This is a genomic window from Thiothrix nivea DSM 5205 (genome assembly GCF_000260135.1).
GTDB classification, from domain to species: domain Bacteria; phylum Pseudomonadota; class Gammaproteobacteria; order Thiotrichales; family Thiotrichaceae; genus Thiothrix; species Thiothrix nivea.
On the sequence record NZ_JH651384.1, the window covers coordinates 4,463,875 to 4,488,194 of the forward strand.

14 protein-coding genes are annotated in these 24,320 nt (G+C 54.4%); 3 read left to right on the forward strand and 11 right to left on the reverse strand.

The genetic code is table 11. The features are described 5' to 3' along the window. Positions 1 to 5 precede the first annotated feature (5 nt). Genes THINI_RS23880 through THINI_RS22185 form a run of 6 tightly spaced genes read right to left on the reverse strand, consistent with a single transcriptional unit; the run spans position 6 to position 15,996 of the window. Entirely contained in the window at positions 6 to 7,139 is a 7,134-nt protein-coding gene (locus tag THINI_RS23880) for a non-ribosomal peptide synthetase (protein ID WP_002710722.1), read from the reverse strand. Between the two features lie 17 nt (positions 7,140 to 7,156). Then, the gene (locus THINI_RS22165; protein ID WP_002710723.1) at positions 7,157 to 7,939 is read right to left on the reverse strand and encodes a thioesterase II family protein; all 783 of its coding nucleotides are present in this window, start codon (positions 7,937 to 7,939) and stop codon (positions 7,157 to 7,159) included. Beyond that, complete coding sequence (locus THINI_RS22170; protein WP_002710724.1) at positions 7,936 to 9,765, reverse strand: condensation domain-containing protein; 1,830 nt, start codon at positions 9,763 to 9,765, stop codon at positions 7,936 to 7,938. The genes THINI_RS22165 and THINI_RS22170 overlap by 4 nt, the downstream gene beginning before the upstream one ends. A 3-nt stretch (positions 9,766 to 9,768) precedes the next feature. Then, positions 9,769 to 14,043, reverse strand: a complete 4,275-nt coding sequence (locus THINI_RS22175) for a non-ribosomal peptide synthetase (protein WP_002710725.1) — start codon at positions 14,041 to 14,043, stop codon at positions 9,769 to 9,771. Further along, complete coding sequence (locus tag THINI_RS22180) at positions 13,988 to 15,277, reverse strand: sulfotransferase family protein (protein WP_002710726.1); 1,290 nt, start codon at positions 15,275 to 15,277, stop codon at positions 13,988 to 13,990. The genes THINI_RS22175 and THINI_RS22180 overlap by 56 nt, the downstream gene beginning before the upstream one ends. Further along, positions 15,274 to 15,996 (reverse strand): aspartate/glutamate racemase family protein, encoded by a 723-nt coding sequence (locus THINI_RS22185; protein ID WP_002710727.1) that lies wholly within the window; start codon positions 15,994 to 15,996, stop codon positions 15,274 to 15,276. The genes THINI_RS22180 and THINI_RS22185 overlap by 4 nt, the downstream gene beginning before the upstream one ends. 161 nt (positions 15,997 to 16,157) lie before the next feature. Between THINI_RS22185 and THINI_RS22190 the strand changes: the two genes are divergently transcribed. From THINI_RS22190 to THINI_RS22200, 3 genes are read left to right on the forward strand one after another with little or no spacing between them, the layout of a single operon-like run. After that, the gene (locus THINI_RS22190; protein WP_002710728.1) at positions 16,158 to 16,961 is read left to right on the forward strand and encodes a cupin-like domain-containing protein; all 804 of its coding nucleotides are present in this window, start codon (positions 16,158 to 16,160) and stop codon (positions 16,959 to 16,961) included. A 6-nt stretch (positions 16,962 to 16,967) separates the two neighbouring features. Then, the gene (locus THINI_RS22195) at positions 16,968 to 18,176 is read left to right on the forward strand and encodes a glycosyltransferase family 61 protein (RefSeq protein WP_154724483.1); all 1,209 of its coding nucleotides are present in this window, start codon (positions 16,968 to 16,970) and stop codon (positions 18,174 to 18,176) included. 12 nt (positions 18,177 to 18,188) lie between these two features. Next, the gene (locus THINI_RS22200) at positions 18,189 to 19,328 is read left to right on the forward strand and encodes an NAD-dependent epimerase/dehydratase family protein (protein ID WP_002710730.1); all 1,140 of its coding nucleotides are present in this window, start codon (positions 18,189 to 18,191) and stop codon (positions 19,326 to 19,328) included. Positions 19,329 to 19,334: 6 nt separating this feature from the next. On the opposite strand, the gene THINI_RS22205 is transcribed toward THINI_RS22200, so the two are convergent. From THINI_RS22205 to THINI_RS22225, 5 genes are all read right to left on the reverse strand, one after another. Then, entirely contained in the window at positions 19,335 to 20,090 is a 756-nt protein-coding gene (locus tag THINI_RS22205; protein ID WP_002710731.1) for a sulfotransferase domain-containing protein, read from the reverse strand. A 59-nt stretch (positions 20,091 to 20,149) separates the two neighbouring features. Next, positions 20,150 to 20,728, reverse strand: a complete 579-nt coding sequence (locus THINI_RS22210) for a Uma2 family endonuclease (RefSeq protein ID WP_002710732.1) — start codon at positions 20,726 to 20,728, stop codon at positions 20,150 to 20,152. Between the two features lie 55 nt (positions 20,729 to 20,783). Further along, entirely contained in the window at positions 20,784 to 22,418 is a 1,635-nt protein-coding gene (locus tag THINI_RS22215) for a cyclic peptide export ABC transporter (RefSeq protein ID WP_002710733.1), read from the reverse strand. 76 nt (positions 22,419 to 22,494) lie between these two features. Beyond that, positions 22,495 to 23,136, reverse strand: a complete 642-nt coding sequence (locus tag THINI_RS22220; protein ID WP_002710734.1) for a class II aldolase/adducin family protein — start codon at positions 23,134 to 23,136, stop codon at positions 22,495 to 22,497. A gap of 31 nt (positions 23,137 to 23,167) precedes the next feature. Next, positions 23,168 to 24,316 (reverse strand): LamG domain-containing protein, encoded by a 1,149-nt coding sequence (locus THINI_RS22225; protein ID WP_002710735.1) that lies wholly within the window; start codon positions 24,314 to 24,316, stop codon positions 23,168 to 23,170. Positions 24,317 to 24,320: the final 4 nt, after the last annotated feature.

Consider the following 24,320-nt stretch of genomic DNA (forward strand, 5'->3'; position numbering starts at 1 on the left):
ATTGTTTAAAACTCCTCATCTTCCCGTTCTTCCTCATCCACTTTCGGCTGACTTGCAAATACACCCTGGTAGAAAGCCGTATCGTTTGCCCCCGCATCCTCATCAGGAATTCCGCCCACCAGCGAATGCACCAGCACCTGCGAATCATCCAGCGTGAACAGATGCCTGACCCGGTTGAAATCCAGCTCGCCGATTTCGCAAACCCCCAGATTGGCATTGGGCGCATGATGGCGCAGCAGCTGGGAGATGTTGCCTGCTTCCAGGGTGGAGAAATGCAGCGCCAGTTCCTGGTACATCGGCGCAATCGCTGCCAGTTGTGAAATCAGGAAGATGGCGAAAGCCGCCCGTTGATAGGTTGGGCGATTGATATGCGGGTTATAGATGCACTCATCCAGCTCGTCTTCCGAGAGCAGGATCAGGCGATGCTCCCGAGGGTGGTAGTAATAGAGGCCGCCAATCAGCGATTCCACCCGGTTTGGCTTGATATAGACGTAGGTTTGCAACGGGTACAAGCCGCCCGCCGAGCCATACAGGTATTTGGGTTGCTGCCGCAAAGTTTGCTGGCGCAGGCAGCTGAGCAAGTCGCTGAAGTTTGCCAAAGCAATGGGTTCGGCTGAATAGTGCCGGTAACTACGCAGCCTGGCATACAAATCATCCAACGCTGTCGAGCCGGGCAGTGGTATGGAGGGTGCATCCAATTGGCGGATGCCATGTTGAGCCTGCTTGAAGGCGGCGCGTTCCGCCGGATCGGTAATGAAGTGGAATTGTTCCAGTAGCGAATGGCTGGGCAGGGCGTGTACCTGCATGGCCGGTTGGCTGTCAGCTTCAGACCCGCCGTGGATCTCCTGGTAGACGCTGATTAATCCCTGTACTGTCGGATCGGTGTAAAACGCATCAATTTGGGGGCGGAAACCTAGCCCCATTTCCAACTGGTTGACGATGCGCATCATGTGGATGGACGTCGCGCCAAAATTGAAAATATTGTCATTCGGAGCAATACCGCTTCGTTCCAGCACGCTTTCGACAATGTCGAGAATCTGGCTGGCGATGCCGGAGGAAGTTGCTGTTGCCTGTGCTGATTTACCGTTGACGGTTGGCGCTGATTCCAGGGTGCTTACCTTTGCGGGGTCGGGCAACGCCTTGCGGTCAACTTTGCCGTTGGTGCTCAGTGGCAAATCCCGCAGGGGGATGTAGACGGTGGGAACCATGTACGCGGGGATTTTCCGCCGCAGGAAGCTTCGCAGTTCATCGGCTTGCAGGTTTTCAGTGGATTCCGCGATGCAGTAAGCGACCAGTTGCTTTTCGGCATGGACTTCGCCCCTGGCGTCCACAACGGCGGTCTTGATGGCGGGATGCTGCATCAGCGCGGCTTCGATCTCGCCGATTTCCACCCGGAAGCCCTGAATCTTCACTTGGAAGTCTTCACGCCCCAGGAATTCGATATTGCCGTCCGGCAGGTAGCGGCCCAGGTCGCCGGTGCAATACAGGCGTTCGCCGGTTCCGGGGTGGGTGATGAACGCCTTGTCGGTTTTTTCGGTGTCGCGCCAGTAGCCTTTGGCCAGCCCGACGCCGCCGATATACAGCTTGCCGGGAACCCACACGGGGCAGTCTTCCAGCGCCGAATTCAGCACGTGGAACTGCTGGTTCAGCATCGGTTTGCCGTAAGGGATGCTGCTCCATGCCGGTTTGACTTGCGTAATGGGGTAGAGGATCGACCAAATGGAGGCTTCGGTCGCGCCTCCCAGACTGATGACCTGCGGCTGGTTGCAGTGCCTTTGGATACGTTCAGGCAGGGTAACCGGAATCCAGTCGCCACTCATCATGACCAGGCGCAGGGAGTCCATGTCCGCGTCGGGATGGCTTTCCACGTAATCGGCCAGCAGGCCGACGAAGGCGGGGACTGTGTTCCAGATGGTCACCTGATGCCCGTTGATTAGCTTCACCCATTGCGGCGGGTTGCGTACATCAGCGGCTTGCGGCATCACCACCGCACCGCCCGCCGCCAACAGGCCGAAAATATCATATACGGACAGGTCGAAGTTCAGCGCCGACAGGCCGATGGCGCGATCTGCGGGGGTGACATTGAAACGGGCATTGATGTCGAGAATGGTGTTGACTGCGCCACGGTGGTCGATCATCACGCCTTTGGGCAGGCCGGTGGAGCCGGAGGTGAAAATGATGTAAGCCAGATCGGTTGGTTGCTGGCGAATTTCCGGCAGGGTGGCGCTTTCGTTCGTCAGTGAGCCGTCATCCACGCACACGATTCGGGTGTCTTGCGGCCAGTTCATCAGGCTGTGCAGGCTGCTTTCGGTCAACACCACATCCACTTGGCCGAATTCCAGCAGGTAGTGGAAACGTTCTTCCGGCAGGGAAGGGTCAACCGGCAGGTAGGCCGCGCCTGATGTCAGAATCCCCATAAGCGCCGCGACCTGTTGCCAACCTTTTTCCATCACTACCGCAACCAGCTGGTTGGGTTGCACGCCCAGTGTTTGCAGGCGATGGCCAATCCGGTTGGAAAGCTCGTACAGTTCCTGATAGCTCAGCGTGCGTTCGGCGGCGATAACCGCAGGAGCGTGCGGGCGTTGTGCAACCTGCTTATGGAACAGGGTGTGCATCAATTCGTCGGCAATCGGTGCGTCCGTGGCATTGGCGGCGTGGCGCTGCTCCAGTTGCGCCGGTGTCAACAGGCGTTTAGCAGTATCCGGCCAGCGTTCCCGCCAGGCGCTTTCCTCACTCAGCAGCTTTTGCAGGCAGCCCAGATAGGCGTCGAACATGGCGTCCATCATGCCCGCCGGGAACAGGGTGTCGACCACATTCCAGCGGCACAGCAAACCGCCGCCCTCCTCGAAGGCGATGTGGTCGAACCAGATTTGTGGGGTCTGCGCAACGTTGAAAGCGACTTCGCCTAGCCAGTCGGTACTTTGCTGACCGGAACTGTTGGCGCTATCGCTGATTTCATCGCCCAGTACGCTGGTGAACACTACCGGCATTTGCGCGCCAGCCTGATGATTACTGCGCTTGCCGAGTTCGCGCAACACTTCGATGCCGCTGAAATGGTTGTGGTTGAGATTGTCCCACAGGCGTTTTTGCAGGCCGTGGGCGCGTTCGGTGAAACTTTGTTGTGCAGGGCTGTCGATGTCCAGCAGGATCAGGGACGTGAAATCGCCAATGATGTTGTTGACTTCCGGGTGTAGCGGCTGGCGGTTATAGGCAGTCAGGTTGAGGGTGAAACTGTCCTGCTTGCTCCAGGTGCGCAATACATCCGAGAACGCGGTCATCAGCAGGCAGGAGGGGGTGATTTGTTCCTGTGCGGCACGCGCCTTCAGCCTGCTCCAGTCTTGTTTGGGCAGGAAATGGTTTTTCTGCACAAACTTCGGTTCTGTCAGCGTCGTAGGGTTGATTGCCAACGGTAGTTCCGGCGCGCCCGGCAGGGTTGCCAGTTGCCGCATCCAGTACTCGCGTGACTGCCTGTACAGCGGTGAATCCTTGATACGCTGTTCGGCCAGCACGTAATCGCGGAACGACAGCTCAAACGGCGGCAATGCCAGTGTCGGTTGCTGGTAAAATTGCCGGAATTCTGTGTAGAGGATGTAGCGGCTGCGCGCGTCAAACAGAATGGCGTCGAAGCTGAGATGCACCCGGTAACGGTGTTCGTCCATACGCGACACGCAGATTTCGTACAACGGCCATTGATCGAAGGCGAACACCTGATGCGACAGGCGTTCGCGGGTAGCCATCAGCTCGGTTTGTACGCCGGCTTCATCCAGACTGCCCAGCTCCGTGACACGGATGTTGTACTTCGGGTTGTCCACCAGAATTTGCTGCTTTCCGTCCGGCAGGATAATGGTGCGCAGCATTTCGTGGCGATCCACCATTTTCTGCCAGGCTTGTTGCAGGCGGCGCATGTCCAGATCGGCGCCATCGATTTCGGTGTAGGAATGCACCGAATAACCGCCGAGTTCGAAACTGCCGATGCGGCCCGCCCAGTAAGCCTGTTGGATGTCGGTCAGCGGGAAAGGCGTGCCACGGTTTGCAAGGTCGGGCTGTACCTGGAAGTCGCTCAACGATACGCCACGGTCAAACCGGTAGCCGTAGTGACGGGCAATTTGCCAGGTTTGTTCGCACAGGAAGTCCTGGTGGTAAACGTCTTTCCAGCGGTCGGCGGAGCTGGAAGAAAAACCCTGGTGGGTATGGAATTTGGGGTCGCCCGCACGCCGGGACAGCTCATGCGCGCCATCTACCATGCGCCGCTTGCCATCTTTTTGTGGCTCCAGCATGTCGGTGTGGAAGTCCACGCCGAGGAAATCTGTCAGGTCGCGTAAAGTGGATTCCGGCGCGGTGACCATATCCTCAAATTTAATCAAGTGCTGGCGTTCAGCCGGAATGTCTTTGAGGAATTCGCAGATGTTCTGATGGCTGATCAGCCACCAGGCTTCACCTTTCTGGCGTCCGCTGAGTTCAACCGCGCCATCTTCATCGCCGTGTACGTCCACCGCCAGATCCACACGCGCTTCCTCAAAAGAGGCGATCATGCCAGCCGGGTGGCGCATCAGGTGTACATACAGCGGGTCGTCGAATTCGGTTTCCAGACGTTTGAGGATGTCGGGGTTGAATGCGTAAGGGGGCGATTTGTCCACCAGCACCCTGTGGCCCGACCATGCCTGTAGCTGGGCGAACAGTTGTTTGATGCTGATGTCTTCCGCTTCCATGTCCACCAGAATCTGCTCGGCTTGCTCCAGCGTACAGCTTCGCAGTTCCATGATGGCGCGGGTCAGACCTTCGCTGACATAAGCCAGGCGGCCTGAGTAAAACTTTCGCCATTCGCGCAAGGTGTTGAAACCCAGCAGGTACAGTTCCGGTGGGCTGAACAGTTGCGGGTTGCCCGCCAGAATGACGCGCAGCAGGGTGGAGCCGGAACGGGCAGGGGAGAGAATGAAAACGGCGCGCGGGTTTTTGCCGCCTTGCAGATCGGGGTGTACGTTCGGATTGCTGAGGCAGTCCGCCAGATAGTGGCGCATGTGTTCAATCTGGGTGGCGGACAAGGGTTCTGCCACCTGTTCGGTGGCGGCGTCTTCCGCCGCCTTGAACAATGCAGGGTAGTTATCCTCGAAGTAGCGCGCCAGCCCGGCAATAGTAGGGGCGTCGAACAGCGAAACCGGGTGGAAAATTGCGCCGATTTTCTCCTGGAACCTGTTCATCACCATCACGGCCTTGATAGAGTTGCCGCCAAGATCAAAGAAATTGTCGTGGATGCCGGGGCGGATGTTGAGGATGGCTTCCCAGGCGTCGGCTAGCTGGGTTTCCAGTGGATTGCGCGGCGCGGCCTCGTCCTGTTCCAGCAGGTGGGCGATGGCTTGCAGGCGTTCCGCGAAAGCCCCCTGGTTGAAGCGTCTGGCCAGCAGGTTGCGCTGGATTTTACCGATCGGCGTTTTGGGGATGTCTTCGCGTTCGACTGGGATAATGTACTCCGGGTTGACGTGAATACGGCTGACGATGGCCTGGCGGATCTGCCGGATCATCTGTTGCCATTGCGTTTTATCGTCAGTTAGCGGATGGAAGAAAATCGCCAGCTTGTCGGTGTCGTTGTCCACATCGCCCACCGCGCAGGCTGCCGTGAAGGAATGTTCCACCCCTTCGGTTTCCTCGGCGACGGCCTCGATTTCGTGGCTGTAAAAGTTGCGCCCGTGGATAATGATCATGGCCTTGGCGCGCCCGGTCAGCGCCAGCGCGCCGCCGCTGAGAAAGCCCAGGTCGCCGGTATCCACCCAGCCGTCTGCGAGGAAGCATTCGGCATTGGCCTCCGGGTTATTGTAATAGCCTTCCAGCATCAACGGGCCTTTGAGGTGGACATGCCCGACCACGTCTTCCGGCGCCACCCGGCCTTGCTGGTCGATGATGCGGATGGTGACGCCGGGAATTGGTCGCCCCAGGCTGGCAATCGGGGTGGCTCCGGGGGCTTCTGGTGTGGTCTGGCGCACATCCTCGCCGTTGAACGCGTGGTTTTCCACCCAGAAAAACCTGATTGGTTCTGCATCGGTGGGCTCGCCGTAGGTAGTGCCGCCGCCACCGGCTTCCGCCATGCCGAAACTGGGGCGTGAACCGGTGCGCGGGTAGCCATAACGACCAGCACGTTCCAGAAAGTCGTGCATGGTACGGGCGGATACGGGTTCGCCGCCGGAAATCATGAATTTGATGCTGGACAAATCCCAGCCGTATTCCGCGTCGCTTGCCTTGAGGGCATCGCGCATCAACGAGTAAATGAAGTTCGGCCCCCAGGTGTGGGTGATGCCGTATTGATCAATGGTGCGCAGCATGTTGAGCGGGTCGCCGAGGATGTCTTCCTTGTGCAGATAGACCATGTTGCACACGGTTTTGATGCAACGGATATGTTCGGCCAGACTGCCGTTATGATCGAAGGGCAGCCAGTTGAGGTAGACATCACTGGCATTGTGTCCATTAAAACGGTTGGCTCCTTCCGCGCGGGTGAGGATATTGCGGTGCTTCATGGTCACGCATTTGGGCGTGCCGGTGCTGCCGGAAGTCAGCCAGAAACAGGCGATGTCATCCGGCTGGCTGACGTGGTGGGTGAGGGTGGGGTTGTGGTCACGCAGCGAGTTGACATTGCCGATGGCAGCCGTTTGCTCCGGCAGGTGCTCCAGCAGTCTGGTTGCGTCAGCGTACAGGCTGTCGCTGGTAATGATCAGGCGTGCCTCCAGCAGTTTGCCGAGGGCGCAGACATGCTCAAACGCGCGGTTGCCTGCCGCAAACTGTTCCGGCACTTCCATGATCAGGGGGCGGAAGCCGCCCAGCATACAGGCCCAGAATACCGGGATAATGTCGTGGTTCTTTTCCAGCAACAGGATGAGGTTGTCTTTGGGTTGCAGGCCCTGTTGCTGCAAGCCGGTGAGCAGGCGGCGGGCTTCTTGTAGCAGGTCGGTGTAAGCGTCTACGCGGTCGCTGCCGTTTTCCAGGCGGTAGGTGATGCGTTTGTCGGCGGCTTTGCCAACAGCATCCAGCATCATTTCCGGCAGGGTCAGGCAGTCTGCGGCGTCAAATTCAACAATTCCGCCTGCGCTAATAGCCGGAGGCTTGGTGGTTGCGGTTTCTGTGGGGGTCAGATTGTGCTCTGCCTTGGTCATGGGAGCTTGCTCCAGGGTCAGGTATTGTTGTTGACAAAATTTGGCTGTTGTATGAAAGCCTGCTGTAGCTGCCGGATAATGTCATCCCTATGTGTATTCAGAAAGAAATGGTCACCCGCATATTGCCGGTGCTGAAAACCAGTGGAGGTCTGCTCCACCCAGTTGAGCATGGATTCCGGTCTGGCAATAGGATCCTGGTTGCCCGACAGGATGGTGATGGGGCAGGGCAGTGGCGCTGCCGGTTGATAACGCCAGGTTTCGTGCAGGCTGAAATCGGCGCGCAGCAGCGGCAGCAGGAAGGCCATGATTTCCCGGTTGGTCAGGATTTCTTCTGGCGTACCGGCGTAATCCCTGAGTCCGTCCAGCAGAACCGCCTCCGGTAGCCGATGCAGTTCCCGGTTGGGGTTGGGCAATTCGGGCGAGCGGAAGGCTGAAATGAACAGGGTCTGTGGGAGTGGCAGCCCTTGCTGATGCAATGCGCGGCACAGGTTGAAGCCCACCAGTGCGCCAAGGCTGTGGCCAAACAACACAAACGGTTTGTTCAGCAAAGGGGTAATGGCCGGTAACAGTGCTTCCAGCAAGGGTTGCATGGCGTGAAAAGCCTGTTCCCGCAGCCGGTTTTCCCTGCCAGGCGGTTGTACGCCGAGGAAGTCAATGCCGTTTGCGTGAAAGTCCCCGGCCCACTGGTAAAAAATGGATGCGCCTGCGCCTGAATAGGGAAAGGCGAACACGCGCTGCTGCCCTTGCTGTGGCAGGTTGTAGGTGCTGAACCAAGGGTTTGCAGTCGGTGTGTTGTTCATGAGTCCGATGCCGCCAGTTCAGCAATGGTGGGAAACGTATCCATATCGCCCAACCTGATGTCCAGATCAAGTTCCTGTTTGAGTACGGCAAGCAGCCGGATAGCCAGCAGGGAATGCCCGCCCAGTTCCGTAAAGCGGTCATGGACGCCGATACGTTCAATGCCGAACACGTCTTGCCAGACACGGGTGATGGCTGCTTCTCCAGGTGTGCGGGGTGCTGTGTATTCCTGAGTTCCGCTTATCGCGAGACTGCTATTGCTTACCGGTTTTGTCGCGAAGGTGGGTAATTCAGTGAGCGCCAATTCGGGGTTAGCGGTGACCTGCTTCAGCACCTGGAAGAAATTATTCCTGAGCGCTTCAATGGTGGCTGGCTCGAAAATGTCGGCATTGTAGACGAACAGGCCGGACAGCTTGCCGCCGTGTTCCACCATCACCAGTTCCAGATCGTATTTTGACAGGACTTTGACATCCGGCAGCTTTTCCACCTGCAAATCCGCCAGTACCAGCCCTGCGGCGGAACCGGGCTGGGATTGGTGTTGATGCAACACAAACATGGTGCGGAACAGCGGGTTGGCTGTCAGGCTGGGGTTGAGCTTGCCCAACAAACGTTCGAACGGCAGATCCTGGTTGGCATAGGCTTCGCGCGAGGTTTTGGCCACCTGTTGCAACAGCTTGCAGAAAGCCATGCCGGATGAAAAGTCGGAAGCGATCAGGATATTGTTGGCGAATGAGCCGATCATGGCTTCGGTTTCAGCTAGACGCCGGTTGGAAACGATGGTGCCGGTGGCCAGTTTTTCCTGCCGGGTGTAAGCGTATAGCAATGACTGAAAGGCCGCCAGCAGGCTGATGAACAGGGTGACGCCGACTTGTTGTGACAGGTTACGGATAGCATCGGTCAGGAAGGTCGGCACAGTAAATTCGACACTGGCGCTGTTGGCGGAAGCACCGGATGGTCTGGGGCGATCCAGCGGCAGGCCGGTAAACAGCTGGGCATCACGCAGTTTTGTCAGCCACCAAGCGCTTTGGCGGGCGGCTTCCCCGCCTTCAAACCATTGATGATGCCAGTGGGCAAAATCAGCGTATTGCGCACCCAGGGGTGGCAACGGCGAAGGTTTTCCTGCCTGGAAAGCAGTATACAAAGCGGACAGTTCCCGTAACAGCACCGCCGTTGACCAGCCGTCGAAGATATACAGATGCGTTGCCAGCAGGAACAGGTATTGCCGGTCAGCGGTTTTGAGCAATTGGGCACGCAGCAGTGGGGCGGCGGTAAGATCGAACGGCTCCAGGGCATGGTTTTCACAGATTGCTGTGATGGTGTTCTCTGTCGTTTGTGGGGAAAGGGCGCTCAAGTCCTGTAGCGGCAACTGGAAACGGATTGACGGAATGGCGGTTTGTACCGGGCGGTTATCGACGCTTGCACAACGGATGCGAAAGACTTCGTGACGTTGGATGAGCGTGTTGAGCGCCTGTTCCAGCGCGGCTATGTCCAGCAAGCCGCTGATGCGGAACACGAAATGGATGTTGCCGGTGAAATGGTTAGCCGGATCAAGCTTGCTCAGCAGCCAGATACGTTCCTGGGAATAAGACAGGGGCAGTTCACCATTGCGTGCAATCGGGGTGAGCGTTCCGCCGGTATTGGCTCCGCTTTCTGGTTGCCGTTGATTTTCCAGCAGTTGCAGTAAAGCCGGTTTGAACTGTTTGATACTGTCGCGTAATGCCGGGGTCATTGCGCCTTTGGGGGCGTTGCAACGCAACTTGCCGTCGGCCAGCGAAAGCTTGATGTCCAGCCTGTTCAGTTCGGTGAGGAGTTGTTGAGCCGATTGCATGGCTTACTTCACTCCCAAATCATGAATGCAGGTATACAGTTTTTCCGCCAGCACCGGGCTGTGTTCGTTGGAGAACATGTTGAAATGATTGCCGGGTGATTCATGTTCAATCATGCCTTTATGGGTGAATTCAGCCCAGGCAGGCACGGGGTCTTTCATCTTCTCATCGAAACGGGTTTCTTCCGTGGCTTTGATATAGGCAATACCTGCTTTGATAGCCTGGTTTGGTCGGTATTGGCATAGAAGTTGGTTGTGATGTTTATGTACTCTTAGGCGTTGTTCAGCTTCTTCCAGAGTAATATCCGGCGGGAACAGGCCAATTTGTTTTTTCTGCTCAATAATCAGTTGTTTTTGAGCGTGTTCGGATTCCTGTTGTTCGACTTCTTCCTGAATGTTGATGCCTGCGGCTGGTTCCAGGCGTTCCAGCAGGAAATCGACGTCATCGGTTTCATAGGTATCCACATAGGGTGAGGGTGCGTCAATCATGATGACACCAGAAACTGTTTCCCCTGTACTTTCCAATATCCTGGCCATTTCAAACGCTACGCTACCGCCGAATGACCAGCCCGCCAGCAGGTAAGGGCCTTGTGGTTTGATCTGACGGATAGCATCAACGTAATTTTGTGCCATCTCGTCAATGCTGGTGTAAAGAGGTTCCCCCGGTTCTATACCTCTGGCTTGCAAACCGTAAAATGGATATGCGTATCGCGAACTCATCAGTTTGGCGACTTGCTGGTAGCGGAACACGATGCCACCCGCTGCATGCACACAGAAAATAGGTATATTGGAGCCGCGAGTTTGAAGGGCAACCAAGGGGGAATTTTTTAGGGCTACATGGTCGTCACGCCGCAACAAGCAAGCAAATTGCTCAATATTGGCATATTGGAACAGTGTATTTAGTGGAATTTTAACTGAGAACTGTTGGTTGATGCGATTAATCAGGCGAATAGCCAACATTGAATCGCCACCGATTGCAAAGAAATTATCAAGTACGCTAATAGGAGAAATTGCCAGGGTATCCTCCCATATCTGGCTTAATTGTAATTCCAATGAATTTCTTGGGTGCATATAGTTTGTGCTCAGCACACTTAATTGATCAGGTTCTGGTAAGCTTTTGCGATCAAGTTTACCGTTGGGTAATCGGGGGAATTCATCTAACACAATGAATAAAGCTGGAATCATGTAATCCGGTAGTTTTTGTTTCAAGGTAGATTTTAGTTCGCTAACGATTTCACTGTTATGTTTAGTTGCAGATACTTGGGCTAACACATAGGCCACTAGCTGTTTGTCTCCCGATTTTATGGGGTGTGTTACAACGACAGCTTCCCCAATATTCGGACATTGTTTTAGCTGTGCCTCAATTTCACCCAGTTCAATACGGAAGCCCCGCAATTTGATTTGGTGGTCGATACGTCCAAGAAACTCTAGGTTCCCATCAGGCAACCAGCGGGCGAGATCCCCTGTTTTATAAACGCGTTCACGCCTACCCAGTAATTCCAGTTCAATAAATTTTTCAGCAGTCAGTTGTGGGCGTTTGTGGTAGTTGCGGGCAACACCATCGCCTGCAATATAAATTTCCCCGCTCACACCAATGGGAACAGGTTGGCTTTGTGTATCACACAGATAGACCCGGTAATTAGCTAGCGCCCTACCAATAGGTGTGTTGCGAGAAGGATTCTGGGTATTTTTAAAGTCATGAAATGTGGCGCAAACCGTAGTTTCGGTTGGGCCATAACCGTTAATAATGGATAAATCGGGTTCCAGTTTGCGAAAACGTTGCAATAATTCTTCATGTATGGGTTCCACTCCTACCAACAAGTATCGTAGCGGTAGTTGTCTGGCTTCCTCGAAATATACCAGTATCATTTCCAGAATATTGGGAGGAATATAAGCCTGACAGATAGCGTGTTCACATAGATAAGCAACTAGGTTGTCAGGAGCCATGACTATTTCTGTTGGAATGATGTGCAGCTCATGACCGTAGCACAGGCTTGAGAAGCATTCCCAGACAGATACATCAAAAACAAACGGGCAAACACTGCTGCTGGAAATTGGCGTAAGGCGTGGGGCTGTGTGCTCATAAGCTACCAGCATAGCGATAACATTTTGATGTTCTACCGCCACACCCTTGGGCTTGCCGGTAGAGCCGGAAGTGTAGATGACATAAGCCAGATCGTCAGGCTGGCTGCGTACAGGAAGGTTATCGGTTGGGAAGTCAGCAAGCGTTACTTCATCCAGGCACACGACTTGCGGTGATGTTTCCGTGCTATCCACAGACAGACTGCTTTTGAGGCTGCTGTGGGTAAGGATAACGGTTGCTTCACTGTCAGTGAGCATGTGGTGGATGCGGTCTTGCGGGTACGCGGGGTCGATGGGTACATAAGCCGCACCTGCTTTGAGAGTACCTAGCAGACCAAACAGCATGTCCGGCGAGCGTTCTACGCAAATGGCAATCAACGGATTATGTTGGTTTTTACAGGATGTATTTTGTAACAGATAATGGGCTATTTGATTGGCTTGCTGGTTGAGTTGCCGGTAGGTAAACCGTTGCTCATGAAATGTCAATGCCACGTTATCCGGTGTCTGTCCAACCTGTGCTTCAAACAGGTCAACCAGCGTTTTTTCCAACGGATAAGCAACCGCTGTATCATTCCACGCCTGCAATTGTTGCACATCCTGCTGTGTCAGCATGGACAATTGGCTAATGGGCAAATCCGGTTGTTCCAGGATGGCATCCAGCAGCACCTGAAAATGCCCCATCATCCGTTCAATCGTGGCGGCTGCAAACAACGCCGTACTGTATTCGAGAATGACCGTAAACTTTTCCGGATGCTCGCGAATAATGAAACTCAGGTCGAACCTGGCAACAGCGCCGTCGAAATCCAGCGGCAGAATGTCCACACCCGGCAAGGTGAAGCCGTCCGTATGCGCGTTCTGGAAACTGAGCATGACCTGGAATAGCGGGCTATGGCTGGTGCTGCGTTCGATAGCCAGCTCATCCACCAGTTTTTCAAACGGTACTTCCTGATGCCTGTAGGCTTGGAGCGCGTGATGTTTTATCCGCTCCAGCAGCTCGTTAAAGTTATCGTCGGGTTTGACGGCGGTACGCAGCACCAGGGTATTGGCAAAAAAGCCGATCAGGCTTTCCAGTTGCCGGTGGTTGCGGTTGGCAATGGGTGTGCCGATGACAATATCGTCTTTGCCGGTGTGGCGGGCAAGCAGAATGGTCAGGACAGCATGGAAAGTCATGAACAGCGTTGCCCCGTTTTGCCGGGTAATCTGGCGGAATTGGCGCGTAGTTTCCCGGCCGATTTCCAGCGACTGCCTGGCTCCGGCATGGCTTTGCAGGACAGGCCGGGGGTGATCAGTTGGCAAACCGATGACGGGCGGGGCGTCTGCCAGCTCCTTGCGCCAGAAATCCAGTTGTTCCTGCCAGTCATCACCACTCAGGCGTTGACGTTGCCACCCGCTGAAATCCGCGTATTGCACCTCAAGCTCTGGCAAGGGCGAAGCTTGTTGCCGGGCAAAAGCCTGATACAGTGCGCCAAGCTCCCGCAGGAAAACCGCCAGCGACAGGCCATCGAAAATACTGTGATGCAACGTGAACAACAGCACATGATCTTGCCCGCTGATTTGCAGAATGTTCAGGCGTAGCAGGGGGGGCTGTTCCAGCTCGAACGGCGTTGTCGCATCCCGTGCGGCCTGTTCACGGACTCTGGTTTCTGCCTCCTGTTCCGATAAAGTGCTCAGGTCGATGAGCGGGATGTCGATAGTTAATTCCGGCAGGATGATTTGCACGGCTGCGTCGCTGCCATCGGGCGGCTCGCGGAAAACGGTGCGCAGGCTCTCGTGACGACGGATGATTTCATTCACGGCTCGACGGAAAACCGGGACATCCAGCTTGCCCGACGCCCGCAGGAAGACCGGTATGTTGTAGGCATGGCTACCGGGTTCCAGCCGATCCAGCAGCCACAGGCGTTGTTGCGCGAACGAGCAGGGCAGGGGCTGTTCGCGGGAGAGGCGCGGGATGCCGTTCCTGTTACCGGCTTGCTGCTGATAAAAACGGATGATGTCAGCCTTGTGTTGTTTCAGGCGCTCGCGCAGTTCGGGGGTGACAGCACCTTTCGGAGCATTGAGTTTCAGGCGCTCGCCTTCGACCTGAACCTGAATGTCCAGCCTGTGTAGTTCCGCCAGGAATTCGGCTACCTTGAAATGGCTCATGTCAGATTTCCCACTCTTCCCGTTCTTCGTCATCGGCGGCAAAGCTTGCACGTTCATAGCCCAGTGATTCCGCCAGCACCCAACTGGTTTCGCACAAGAAATCCTCGCGGTACTTGTCCCGCCAGCGATCAGCGCCGCTGGCGTCAATGCCTGTGTAGGTATGGAATTTCTGATCACCCATGATTTTGGAGACTGCGGTCACGCCGTCGGTCATGCGCTGCTGCTTTTCCTGATACGGGTTCAGCATCTCCGATGAGAAGGTGATGTCCAGGAAATCGCAGAGCCGGCGAATGTTGTTTTCAGGCGCTGTCACCAGGTCTTCGTAGCGTAGCTGGAACTGGCGCCCGGCGGGGACTGTTTGCAGGAATGACAGGATGTTCTGATGGCTGATCTGCCACCACAGTTCGCCTTTCTGGCGTGGGGTAAATGGCAGCTCATCCGCCGGATTGCCGGTGACCAGATCGGCGCGGATTTCTTCAAACGAGCTGACGGTAGCCATCGGGTGGCGTACCAGATGTATAAACAGGGCGTTGTCGAATTCCGCTTCGGCGCGTTGCAGGATGGTTGGGTTGAAGGCGTAGCCGGGGGTCTTGTCAACGATACGGCGTTGTCTCGCCCATTCCTGCATCAAGCCAAAGAATGCCTTGGTGCTCATGCCCTGGTTTTCGTATTCCCGCATCAGGTTTGCCGCTTCGGTGTGTGAACACGGCTTCAGTTCCATCAGGGCGCGCAGCAAGCCTTCGCGGAAGAATTCGAGTTTACCTGAGAATTGTTCGCGACGTTGTTGCAGGGTGTTGAATGACAGCAGGTAAAGTTCCGGCGGGCTGAACAATTCCTTGCTGCCGGCCAGAATGACGCGCAGCAGGGTGGAGCCGGAGCGGGGCGGCGACAGGATGAAAATGGCGGGGCGGTTATCGGGTTCTGCGGTGTCGACCTGCAAATCCCGGGCGGCGCCGCGGTAAAGCAGGTGCTCCCTGGCGGCGGCGGTTTGCGCATCCGTCACGCTTTCATTGCCGATGTCGGGCTGTGACGCGTCGAAAACGGCAGGGTAGTGGGTGATGCAATAGCGGGTCAGTTGTTCGACCGTTGGTGCGTCGAACAGGGATGCCGGGTGGAAAATGGCGTGCATTTCCTCCTGCAGGCGGTTCATGACCCGCACGGCCTTGATGGAATTGCCGCCCAGCATGAAGAAGTTGTCATCCGCTTTGACCGGGGTTTCCAGGACTTCCTCCCACAAGCGGGTGAGCAGGGCTTGCAATGATGCCTGTGCGTTTGTCTGCGTTGTTGTCATACGAACAGTTCGTCCCGCTCCAGTACGTGGGTGGCGGAAGCCTGCGCCAGCAGTTGCAGGGAATCAAACACCATGATTCCACAGGCTTGCTCCTCCAGGTCGCCGGTCAGGTCGGTGCAGGCCAGCACCACGCTGTCCGCGCCGGTGGCGTCGGCAATCTTTCTGACGTTTTCGGCAAACTGTTGTTTGGCGGCAGCGCCGATGTCCTGGTTCAGGGCAAAGCGGATGTAGGTTTCGATGAAGTCCTGCCGGCCTGCGTCAGGATAAATGCACTCGATGCCGTGTTTTTGCAGGCGTTGACCGTAGAGGTCGTCGCAATAGGTGCTGGCGGTGCCGAGAATCAGCACCCGTCGGGCGTTGCGTTGGCGGATAGTGTCGGCGGTGGCGTCGATCATGTTGAGATTGACCAGGCCGCTGGCTTTGCACAAGGCGCTCAGTTCATCCTGCAAGGTATTGCAGGCCATGGCGACGGTGGTGACGCGGTTGTTCAGAAAGTGTTGCACGGCTTCGTTGAGCAGGCTTCTGACCTGTTGGCGTGGTTCCGCCGCCTCGTCCACCGCGCCTTGCAGGAACGCGTTTTCGATGGCGGGGTTCATGGCGACACTGTAGAGAAGCGTGCGTGGCAGGCCGCCTTGTGTCTTGCGGGTGACATTGTTCATGAAAGCCGAGTAAAACTCGACGGTTGCTCTGGGGCCGAGACCGGCAACAATCCCAAACATACGCACTCTCCCATCCTGGTCAATAAATGTACCCTAAAAAGTAGCACTTTTTGCGTTAATGAATTGTTAAGTTTTGTTAAGAAGCATGGTTGGGGGCTGACGGTTCTTGCTATGCTGCATGGCATCTAAATGAGCAAACCTGGATGTGGAGGAGGATTTTTATGAGTTCAGCAACGCTTGAAGTGGCTCCCAGTCTACCGGTCGAGGCTGTACCGGCGGCTGATATGACGCATGAACATTTCATGGAAAATTACTTCAAGCCACGTGTGCCGGTGTTGCTCAAGAACGCCTGTGCCCACTGGGATTTTATGCGGAAGTGGACGCGGGATTATCTGACCGGGGAGATGGGGGATTTTCAATGCACGGTTGCCCGCGACTCCCGGCCTGCCTACTCCAAGGAAAAGTGTTCGTTGCGGGAATATTTTCAGCAGTATGCTCACTTGAGCACCATGACGTTTGAGACATTTGAGCCTGAAAACCAGCATTTACCCAGGCTTCTGGAAGACATTCCCTTGCCCAATCCTTTCTTCGCCAGGACAGGGATTAACGCCTACTTTTTCTTTCACGCCAATGCTGACGGCGGCTCTCTGCCGCATTGCCACATGGATGCGTTCAACCTGTTGCAGTACGGAACCAAGCACTGGGTGATGTATGACGCCGACCCGGAGGTCGCTCCCCAGGGGTGGGAGGTTCTGAAGCAGTGCCATGAAGATTATGGCGCGGGAACCTTTTCACGCGACTGGTTTGCGGAAGGGCCGGAGCAGGTACGTCGTGCGGGTGTCGCCACTTACGAATGTGAGCAGCAGGCGGGCGATATTGTCTTTATTCCGGAACATTTTTCACACGCAATTTTGAATCTGGCGGAAAATCAGGGGATGGTGATTATCACCAAACGTCCCGGCAAGGTTTACAAAAAAGAAGCAGGTAGTGGTTATTCACCCAATAAAGCTCAACTCAAGGTTTGATTAAAATTGAATATGTCTTTAAACATGCAGGAAAAGCTTGGCAGGGTCGAATCTTTTCGGGATGTGGTGGTGGTTCCTTACGACGTGATTCTGCAACGTACCAGCTCCTCGCCTCTGGAGCATAAGGGCGGCCCCATCCTGCCGGATTGGGACAGTCAGGTCGCAGCGCGTTTTTGCCGCGATGGCAAGCCGATAGACACGCTGCCTGATCAGCCGCCTATCGTTAGCCAAAGGATCGATGAGCCTGCCGTGTGGTGTGACCCTTGTTACCATCATTTCGGGCATCAGATCGTCGATTTCGGCACACGTATCCTGCAAGGCGTGACGGAATTTCCGCAGGCACGCTTCCTGTTTGCTGCCACCGCTGACGCGGGGATCAGGTCGCTGGAGGATACGCCCGCCTTCTTCCGCGCCATGCTGGATTGGTACGGCGTACCAGCAGAACAGGTGACACTAATCAGCGAGCCTACCCGAGTTGCAGAGCTGCATGTTCCCCCCCAGGCGGAGCAGTGGATCGGCAACGGCCCATCTGCGGCCTATCTGGATTTGCTGGATGCGGTTGTTGAACGGCATTTCGGTAAGGTGGAAAAAAGCGGAACCCTATATGTTTCACGCGCTGGTCAGCCCTATTGTATGGCGGGAGAGTCCTATCTGGAGGAGTTGTTTGCTGGGGTGGGTGTAAGTGTTTTGCGCCCCGAGTCGCTGCCGTTGAAGGAACAACTCAGGCATTACTATCTGGCGGATCGGCTGATTTTCTCGGAAGGTGCGGCTCTCAATGCCTTATGGCTGATGGGGCGTTCGGTCGGCGACCTGACTTTCATACAGCGTCGGCCAAAATTGTTTGGTTTCCCGCGTGAAAGTTTCCAGCGGCGCGCGCGTAGTGTTGAATACATTAATGTGCTGGCTGGTCTAGTGCATGGAATGCGCTTTAACGGTCGCGAACGTTTGCACCAGGCCATTTCCATTCCAAACGAGGCAGCATTACTTGATTATCTGGGCAGTGTTGACCAGCGCATGGTGGAGCGCTGGGACAGGCAGCGTTACCGGGAGGCGCGGGATAGTGACGTTCGTCGCTGGATTGAGGTGGAAAGTAACAACCCTGCGAGCCAAGCGCCTAATTCCACTCAAACGGTTATTCAGCGAATGCAGGAATTGGGTCTGGAACATTTGGTTCCGTTTGCTAAGGAACATTTGCCTGATGGTGAAGGTGCATAAGGAAATAAATTTATGTCTTTGGTGTTGTTGACAGGTGGCGCAGGGTTTATTGGTTTTCATCTGACGGCTACCCTGCTCAAAGCAGGTTATACTGTACGTATTCTGGATAATCTCGCTCCGCAGATACATGGGGCACTGCCCACCGGGCTGGATTGGTTAAGTGACCAACGGGTGGAATTCATGCGCGGCTCCGTGACCCATGAGCAGGACGTGCACGCGGCGCTGGCGGGCGTGGATACCGTGATCCATCTGGCGGCGGAAACCGGCACCGGCCAGTCGATGTATGAGATAGCCCGTTACAATGCGGTCAATGTCGGCGGCACGGCATTACTGCTGGATGTGTTGGCGAATGATGCAGGCCGTAGCGTCAAGCGCATCATTCTCGCTTCCAGCCGTTCCATTTATGGTGAAGGGGCTTATGTTTGCCCCTCCTGTTCTCCGGATAAGCGGGTATACCCTGACGGCAGGAGCATGGATCAGTTGGCCGCGCACCGCTGGGAACACGAGTGCGCAACTTGCGGTGCAAACTTGATGCCAGTGCCCACGAAAGAAACCGACCCGGCCAAACCCGCTTCCATTTACGCCGCCACCAAATACGCCCAGGAGGATTTGGTGCGGGTAGCCTGCGCCTCATTGGGAATGGACTATGCCATCCTGCGCTTGCAGAATGTTTATGGCGAGGGGCAATCCTTGAAAAATCCCTACACCGGCATATTATCCATTTTTTCCACCCGCATCCGTTGTGGGCAGCATTTGCCGATTTTTGAGGACGGCTTGGAAACACGGGATTTTGTGCATGTGGAAGATGTGGCCAACGCCTTCCTGGCTGCGGTGCAAATGTCCGGCAGTATTAATCAGGTGATTAATGTGGGGGCGGGAAGCAAGACGAGTGTTACAGAAATCGCCGGGCATCTAAGTGATGCCCTGGATGGGGAGAGGAACTTGCAGGTTACCGCTGAATACCGTTTGGGGGATATCCGGCATAATTATGCGGATATCACGCGGTTGCAAACTGTATTGGGGTATGTGCCGCAAGTCGGCCTGGCTGAAGGCGTACAGCGTTTTGCCGATTGGGCAAGACAGCAGCCTTTGCCGCAGGACTTGCTGGACAAAGCCAATGCCGAGCTACGCGCCCGCAAGCTAATGGGTTGAGCTTTGTCAATAGCCTATTTTTATCAGTTTGTCTTTGTAAACCTGTTCAAAACTGTCTATCTGTTGTTGTGATAAATACTTGAATCTGTTGCCTGAGGTGGCTTTCCAATAAACTGTATGTTTTTTTGTCATTTGTGTTACCGGTTCCAGATTGATTTGAACCGGTGGAAAATTGACACCCAAGGTTTCAGACATAAATCGGTTTACTGTTTCATTAGTGTTTGCAAGCAAATCTTCGTATCTGATGGCGAAGACTTTGGGGTTTTCCAGTGCAGAAATGACATGAGTGAAATAGTTTGAGGTTTCGCCCAACAAGCCTGGCCAGTAATTTCGCCCGAGTTTTTCCTGGAATTCACTGAAATAGTAATTCAGGCTGCCATCCTGAAAAGCCTCATCGACATTTTTCGGAATGCCGTTCACGAAAATGCTTTTACGTCGTTCTTCCTTGAACCTTGGGCTATTCTTATAAAACCAGTTGCGCGCAGACAAGAAAACATCAATCGGATGCCTGTAAATATAGATAATGCGATTAGGGTTGACTGATGTGTTATCTAAAACATGACTCTTATAAAAAGAAATCCGTTCACTCAGATAAGGCGTGGAAATAGCTTTTCTTTCATTAATGACGTATTCCGGCTCATCATGAATGTCTTGCGGCAGTTCAATGTCTTGCGACCCGGAATCAACCAGAAATTGGTAGACAAGGTGACGCACCCATGTATTGCCTGATTTTGGGTATGAGCATATTTCAATGGTTTTCATCGGATTGCCTTTATTAATGGATAAATTTGGTCAGAAAGTATGAGGACTTATTGATCAGTTTATTGCTCCAGCCAATCACGTACGTCACTATTGTTGACCTTGTGGTAAATGTCTTCAACGGTGAGTGTTGCGCCGACGGATTCAAAAGTGATTGACTGTCCAAGATAGTAGTTTTCCGGCCGCCAGCCGTTACGCCTGCGTAACACCTGAATTTCGACAAAATCCTGCTCGATCAAGGCGTATTCCCGCAAGGAAGGAAGCGCCAGGTATTCAGTCAGCTTGCTGCCTTTGTCATTCTGGCGGGTGCTGTGGGAAAGCATTTCAACCAGTAATACCGGATTTTCCAGATAGTTTTCATTGCCCGCGAACTCGTCACAAAAGACAGCGACATCCGGGTAGCGGAAACGGGTCTGGGTGGTTTTGAGCAGCATGCCGGCGGTGAAGGGCGTGCAGGACTGATTAGCCAGATGATTGCCCAGCAGGCGGTAGACATTGCCGCTGATCAGGTTGTGGTTAACGTTACTGCCCGCCATGGCATAAGCCACGCCATCCACGTATTCGTGCCGGGTGTCACTGAGCTTTTCACCGGCGAGGAAGGCTTCAACACTGAGGAAGTCGGGTTGTTTGGCGAGTGACATACTGTTGTTACCTGAGGCTGATTCACTGGAAAGATTCTAGCATGGCCTCAGGTAATCATGTTTCTTTGCTGGCAGTGTGTAACTCAATCCGGCCTTCATCCATCTTCCATACCCGGTCGGCGACGTGGAAATAATGGTCGTCGTGAGTGACGGCGATAATGGTTTTACCCATGTCCCTGACTTCGCCGAGCAATTCCTCGTAGAAATACTGGCGGAACTGGGGATCCTGGTCGGCAGCGAATTCATCAATGACCAGGATCGGTTTGTCCTCCAGCATGGCGGCGATAAACGCCAGCCGCTTGCGCTGTCCGGTGGAAAGGTCGGTGCTGGTGAAACCGTCGTCCTGGTATTTAACCTTGTGTTGCATACGCATTTTTTCCAGCCAGTAATTGACTTTCTCTACGTCAATATCCGCCACGCCATAGAATTTGTCGAACAAATGGAAGTCAGTGAAGATAATGGAAAACAGGTTGCGGTAATACGGGTAGTTGGAATCGTCAATCAGGGTGTTGTCGAGGTAAAGCCCGCCCTGGTTGGGATAATAAAGACCGGTCAACAGTTTAAGGAAGGTCGATTTCCCGCTGCCGTTACCGCCAATAATGAACAGCAGTTCGCCTGCGTGGACTTCTTCGTTAAAAGGCCCGGCTGAAAATGCCGTTCCCTTGCTACTGGGGTAAGTGAAACTGATATTGTCGATTTTAATGCATTGAAAGTTTTGCCGGGCTTTGTCCACAAGTTCGTTTTGATGCGCATGGGCAATGGTTTCATCCATTTCCTGTTCCAGGGTAAACAGATCCTCAATCGCCATGTTGACCCGGTTCATTAGCGGAATCATGTTGGTCAGCATGGTGGTGGGGCCGATCAGGAACAGCAGGGTGGCGGAAATCTTGAAAATATTACCCGCATGTTCGTGGCTGAAGTTGGGAACAATAAACACCACAATAGGCAACAGGACGTAAATAAACAGGCGGCCAAAGCCCCACAAGCGCGATTCCCGCTTTCTGACAGCGGATTTGATGTCCTGCGCTTCAGTAGATACGGTGGCGATCCGTTGCAATAAATCCCGGCCTTTCTGCTGATTGACCTTGATTTCCTTGAACCCGTTGACCAGATGGGAAATGGATTTGAAGTAGATTTGCTCTTTCTGTCGCACGTTTTGCAGGGAGTTCTTGATAAAGCGGGATTGCGTCATGAAATACATGACGCCCAGTCCCATGGCGGCCAGTGTCATGACAAAGCTGATTGGCGATATATAACCCAGGTACAGCAAGGAGAACACCATCAGGGAAAACATCTGGAAGTTGCCGACAATCATCGGTATCGATTGCGAGATCAGGGTGTCGTTCTGGGTAAGGCGGCCGTATAACGTGTTGGCTCCCATTTTTTCCATGAAAGCCAGCTCGACCTGCCGCACCTTGCCGGTAAGCCGGGTCCTGACTCGGAAAATGGCGTTTTCAATAATCAGGATGGCGCGTTCAAAGGCGTACCATTGCCCGTACAGGAACAGCGCGAAGGCGATCATGTACAGCAGGAAATACTGGGTCAGGTCTTCCTGGTTGGCGACCGCCTCGGTGGCGTGGTTGATAATGCCGATCAGCAGGCTGTTGGCCATGCCGGAAATGGCCGCGATCAGCATAACCTGGGAGTAAGACTCGGTGGCTTCCCGGTCAAGAAACTGGATTAATTTCATAATGGATTAGTCGTGGTGTCCGTCGTAGTGCAGCCACTCCGCACAGGTTGATTCCAGTCTTTGTGCAACAATCTTTTCATGAGGCATCCTCTAACAGGCTATTGACCTTCTCCAGGGTGTTTTCCAAGCTATTTCCCCAAGTGATAAAACCATCCTCATGGCCAAGCATCACGATGGTGCTACCGGGCGGTTCACCGTCACCCAGCAAATCCTGTATGGCCTGGGCCATTTGCGGCGTACCGTAGGGGACATCCGCCGCAGTGCAAGCCAGCCCCAAACGGTGGGCGCTGTTCCAGACAGCCGGGCTGTGGCCGTGAATAACGGCGACCACATCCGGCAACCGCTGATAAAGGGCTGCATGTGTCATGGCTTCCGAAGAAGGCTTGCAAGGGCCTTTGCTGCGCAAATAATACTGCTGTAAATCAAAGTCCATTACCAGCGAATAATGTTCTGCTGACAGTTGTGACAGATACCCGGTTTGTGTGCCTGTTATCAGAAAGGCGTTTGGGTAATCAGGGCTTGGCGTACGGATACTGGCATTACCGTAGCCAAGCCCTTCGTAACGGCTGTCATCCTGCCCCAGCACACCCAGTTGCCACAAGGTACTGCGGCACGGGTTAAGTGCTTCAAAGCCGCTGAATGCCCTGATCAGAGAGGCATCAGCCAGCTCATGATCCAGGGTAAACTTGATAACGCCTTCCCGTTCTGTAACCGCCATGACAGGTTCTTTCCGCCTTGTGTTTTCAGGTTTACTCGGTCAGGGAAATGCCTTGCATATCAGCAAAACGCGCCTGCATGCCCCAGCCATTGACCATCGGGCTTTCTGTCACCGCAAACAGGATTTCATTATCCCCCTCTTGCAAAGGCAGGTAGACAGTATCGTAAAAACCCACTGTGCCAAGAAAGCGGTAATCGCGGGATTCGTAGGGGTCGTTACCCGAAAACAGCAGCTGACCGTTCAGATAGACATTTACCGCGTCGCTAAAGCCGAATTGCAAAGATTTGGTCTGGGCGCTATCCGCCTTGACGTTGATCTTGGCAAACATGGTGTCCCTGCCTTTTCCATGCCCGTGTGCCCTGGCGAGATTGACCATACCTGTCGATTCTGCCTGCAAGGGGGTGAATTCCAGCCCCTGTGTGTCCGCATCGGTCAGTTGGGTCTTGCCCGCCAGGGATTTGCCATCAAAGGTATTGGAGACTGACCAGTTCATTACCGTGCCGGATCCTGCCGCTGCTTCCGGTTTGGCTTCTCCCTTGATTGCCGGGGCTTCCTCCATCGGTGTGACATCAAAGTTGGCGAAATGTACCGGCCCGGTAATGTTCAGGCCCCACAGGCCAACCGTACCGTTCATCTCCTCACGCTTTAATTCGCTGGTCAGGATCGGCTTTTCCATATCATCAAGGTAAATATCGACCAGTTTGTCTGCCACCACCAGCTTGACGTGCATCCATTCGTCAAACTTGTATTTCACCGGGGTAGCGTAAGGTGCGCCGTAATACAACTGCCAGCTTTGCACACCATTGTAGATGGGCATGTACTGGTTGGCGTCCGGATTGCCGGACTGGTGGGCGCGCATGTAAAACTTTTCGTAATTTTCGGGGGATTGTACGTGGAATTTCACGCCACCAAAGGTGCGGGTTTCACCAAAGGCAATATCGTATTCGATGATGCCGTTGCTAAAGTCCATGTCCTTGAGCGTGGCAATGCCCAGACTGACAGGGGCATCTGGTGGCTTGTGCCCCAGTTTGAGGGCGGTTTTCCCCAGGTATTCTTCCACTTTTGCGCCGGGGTTGAACTCCCAGCGTGCCGAATCAAAAGGGATCACTTCGGCCTTCAGGGTGGTGCTGGCAAAACAGCTCAAGGTCAATACCAGAGAGCCTGATAATAGTTTTTTCATAACA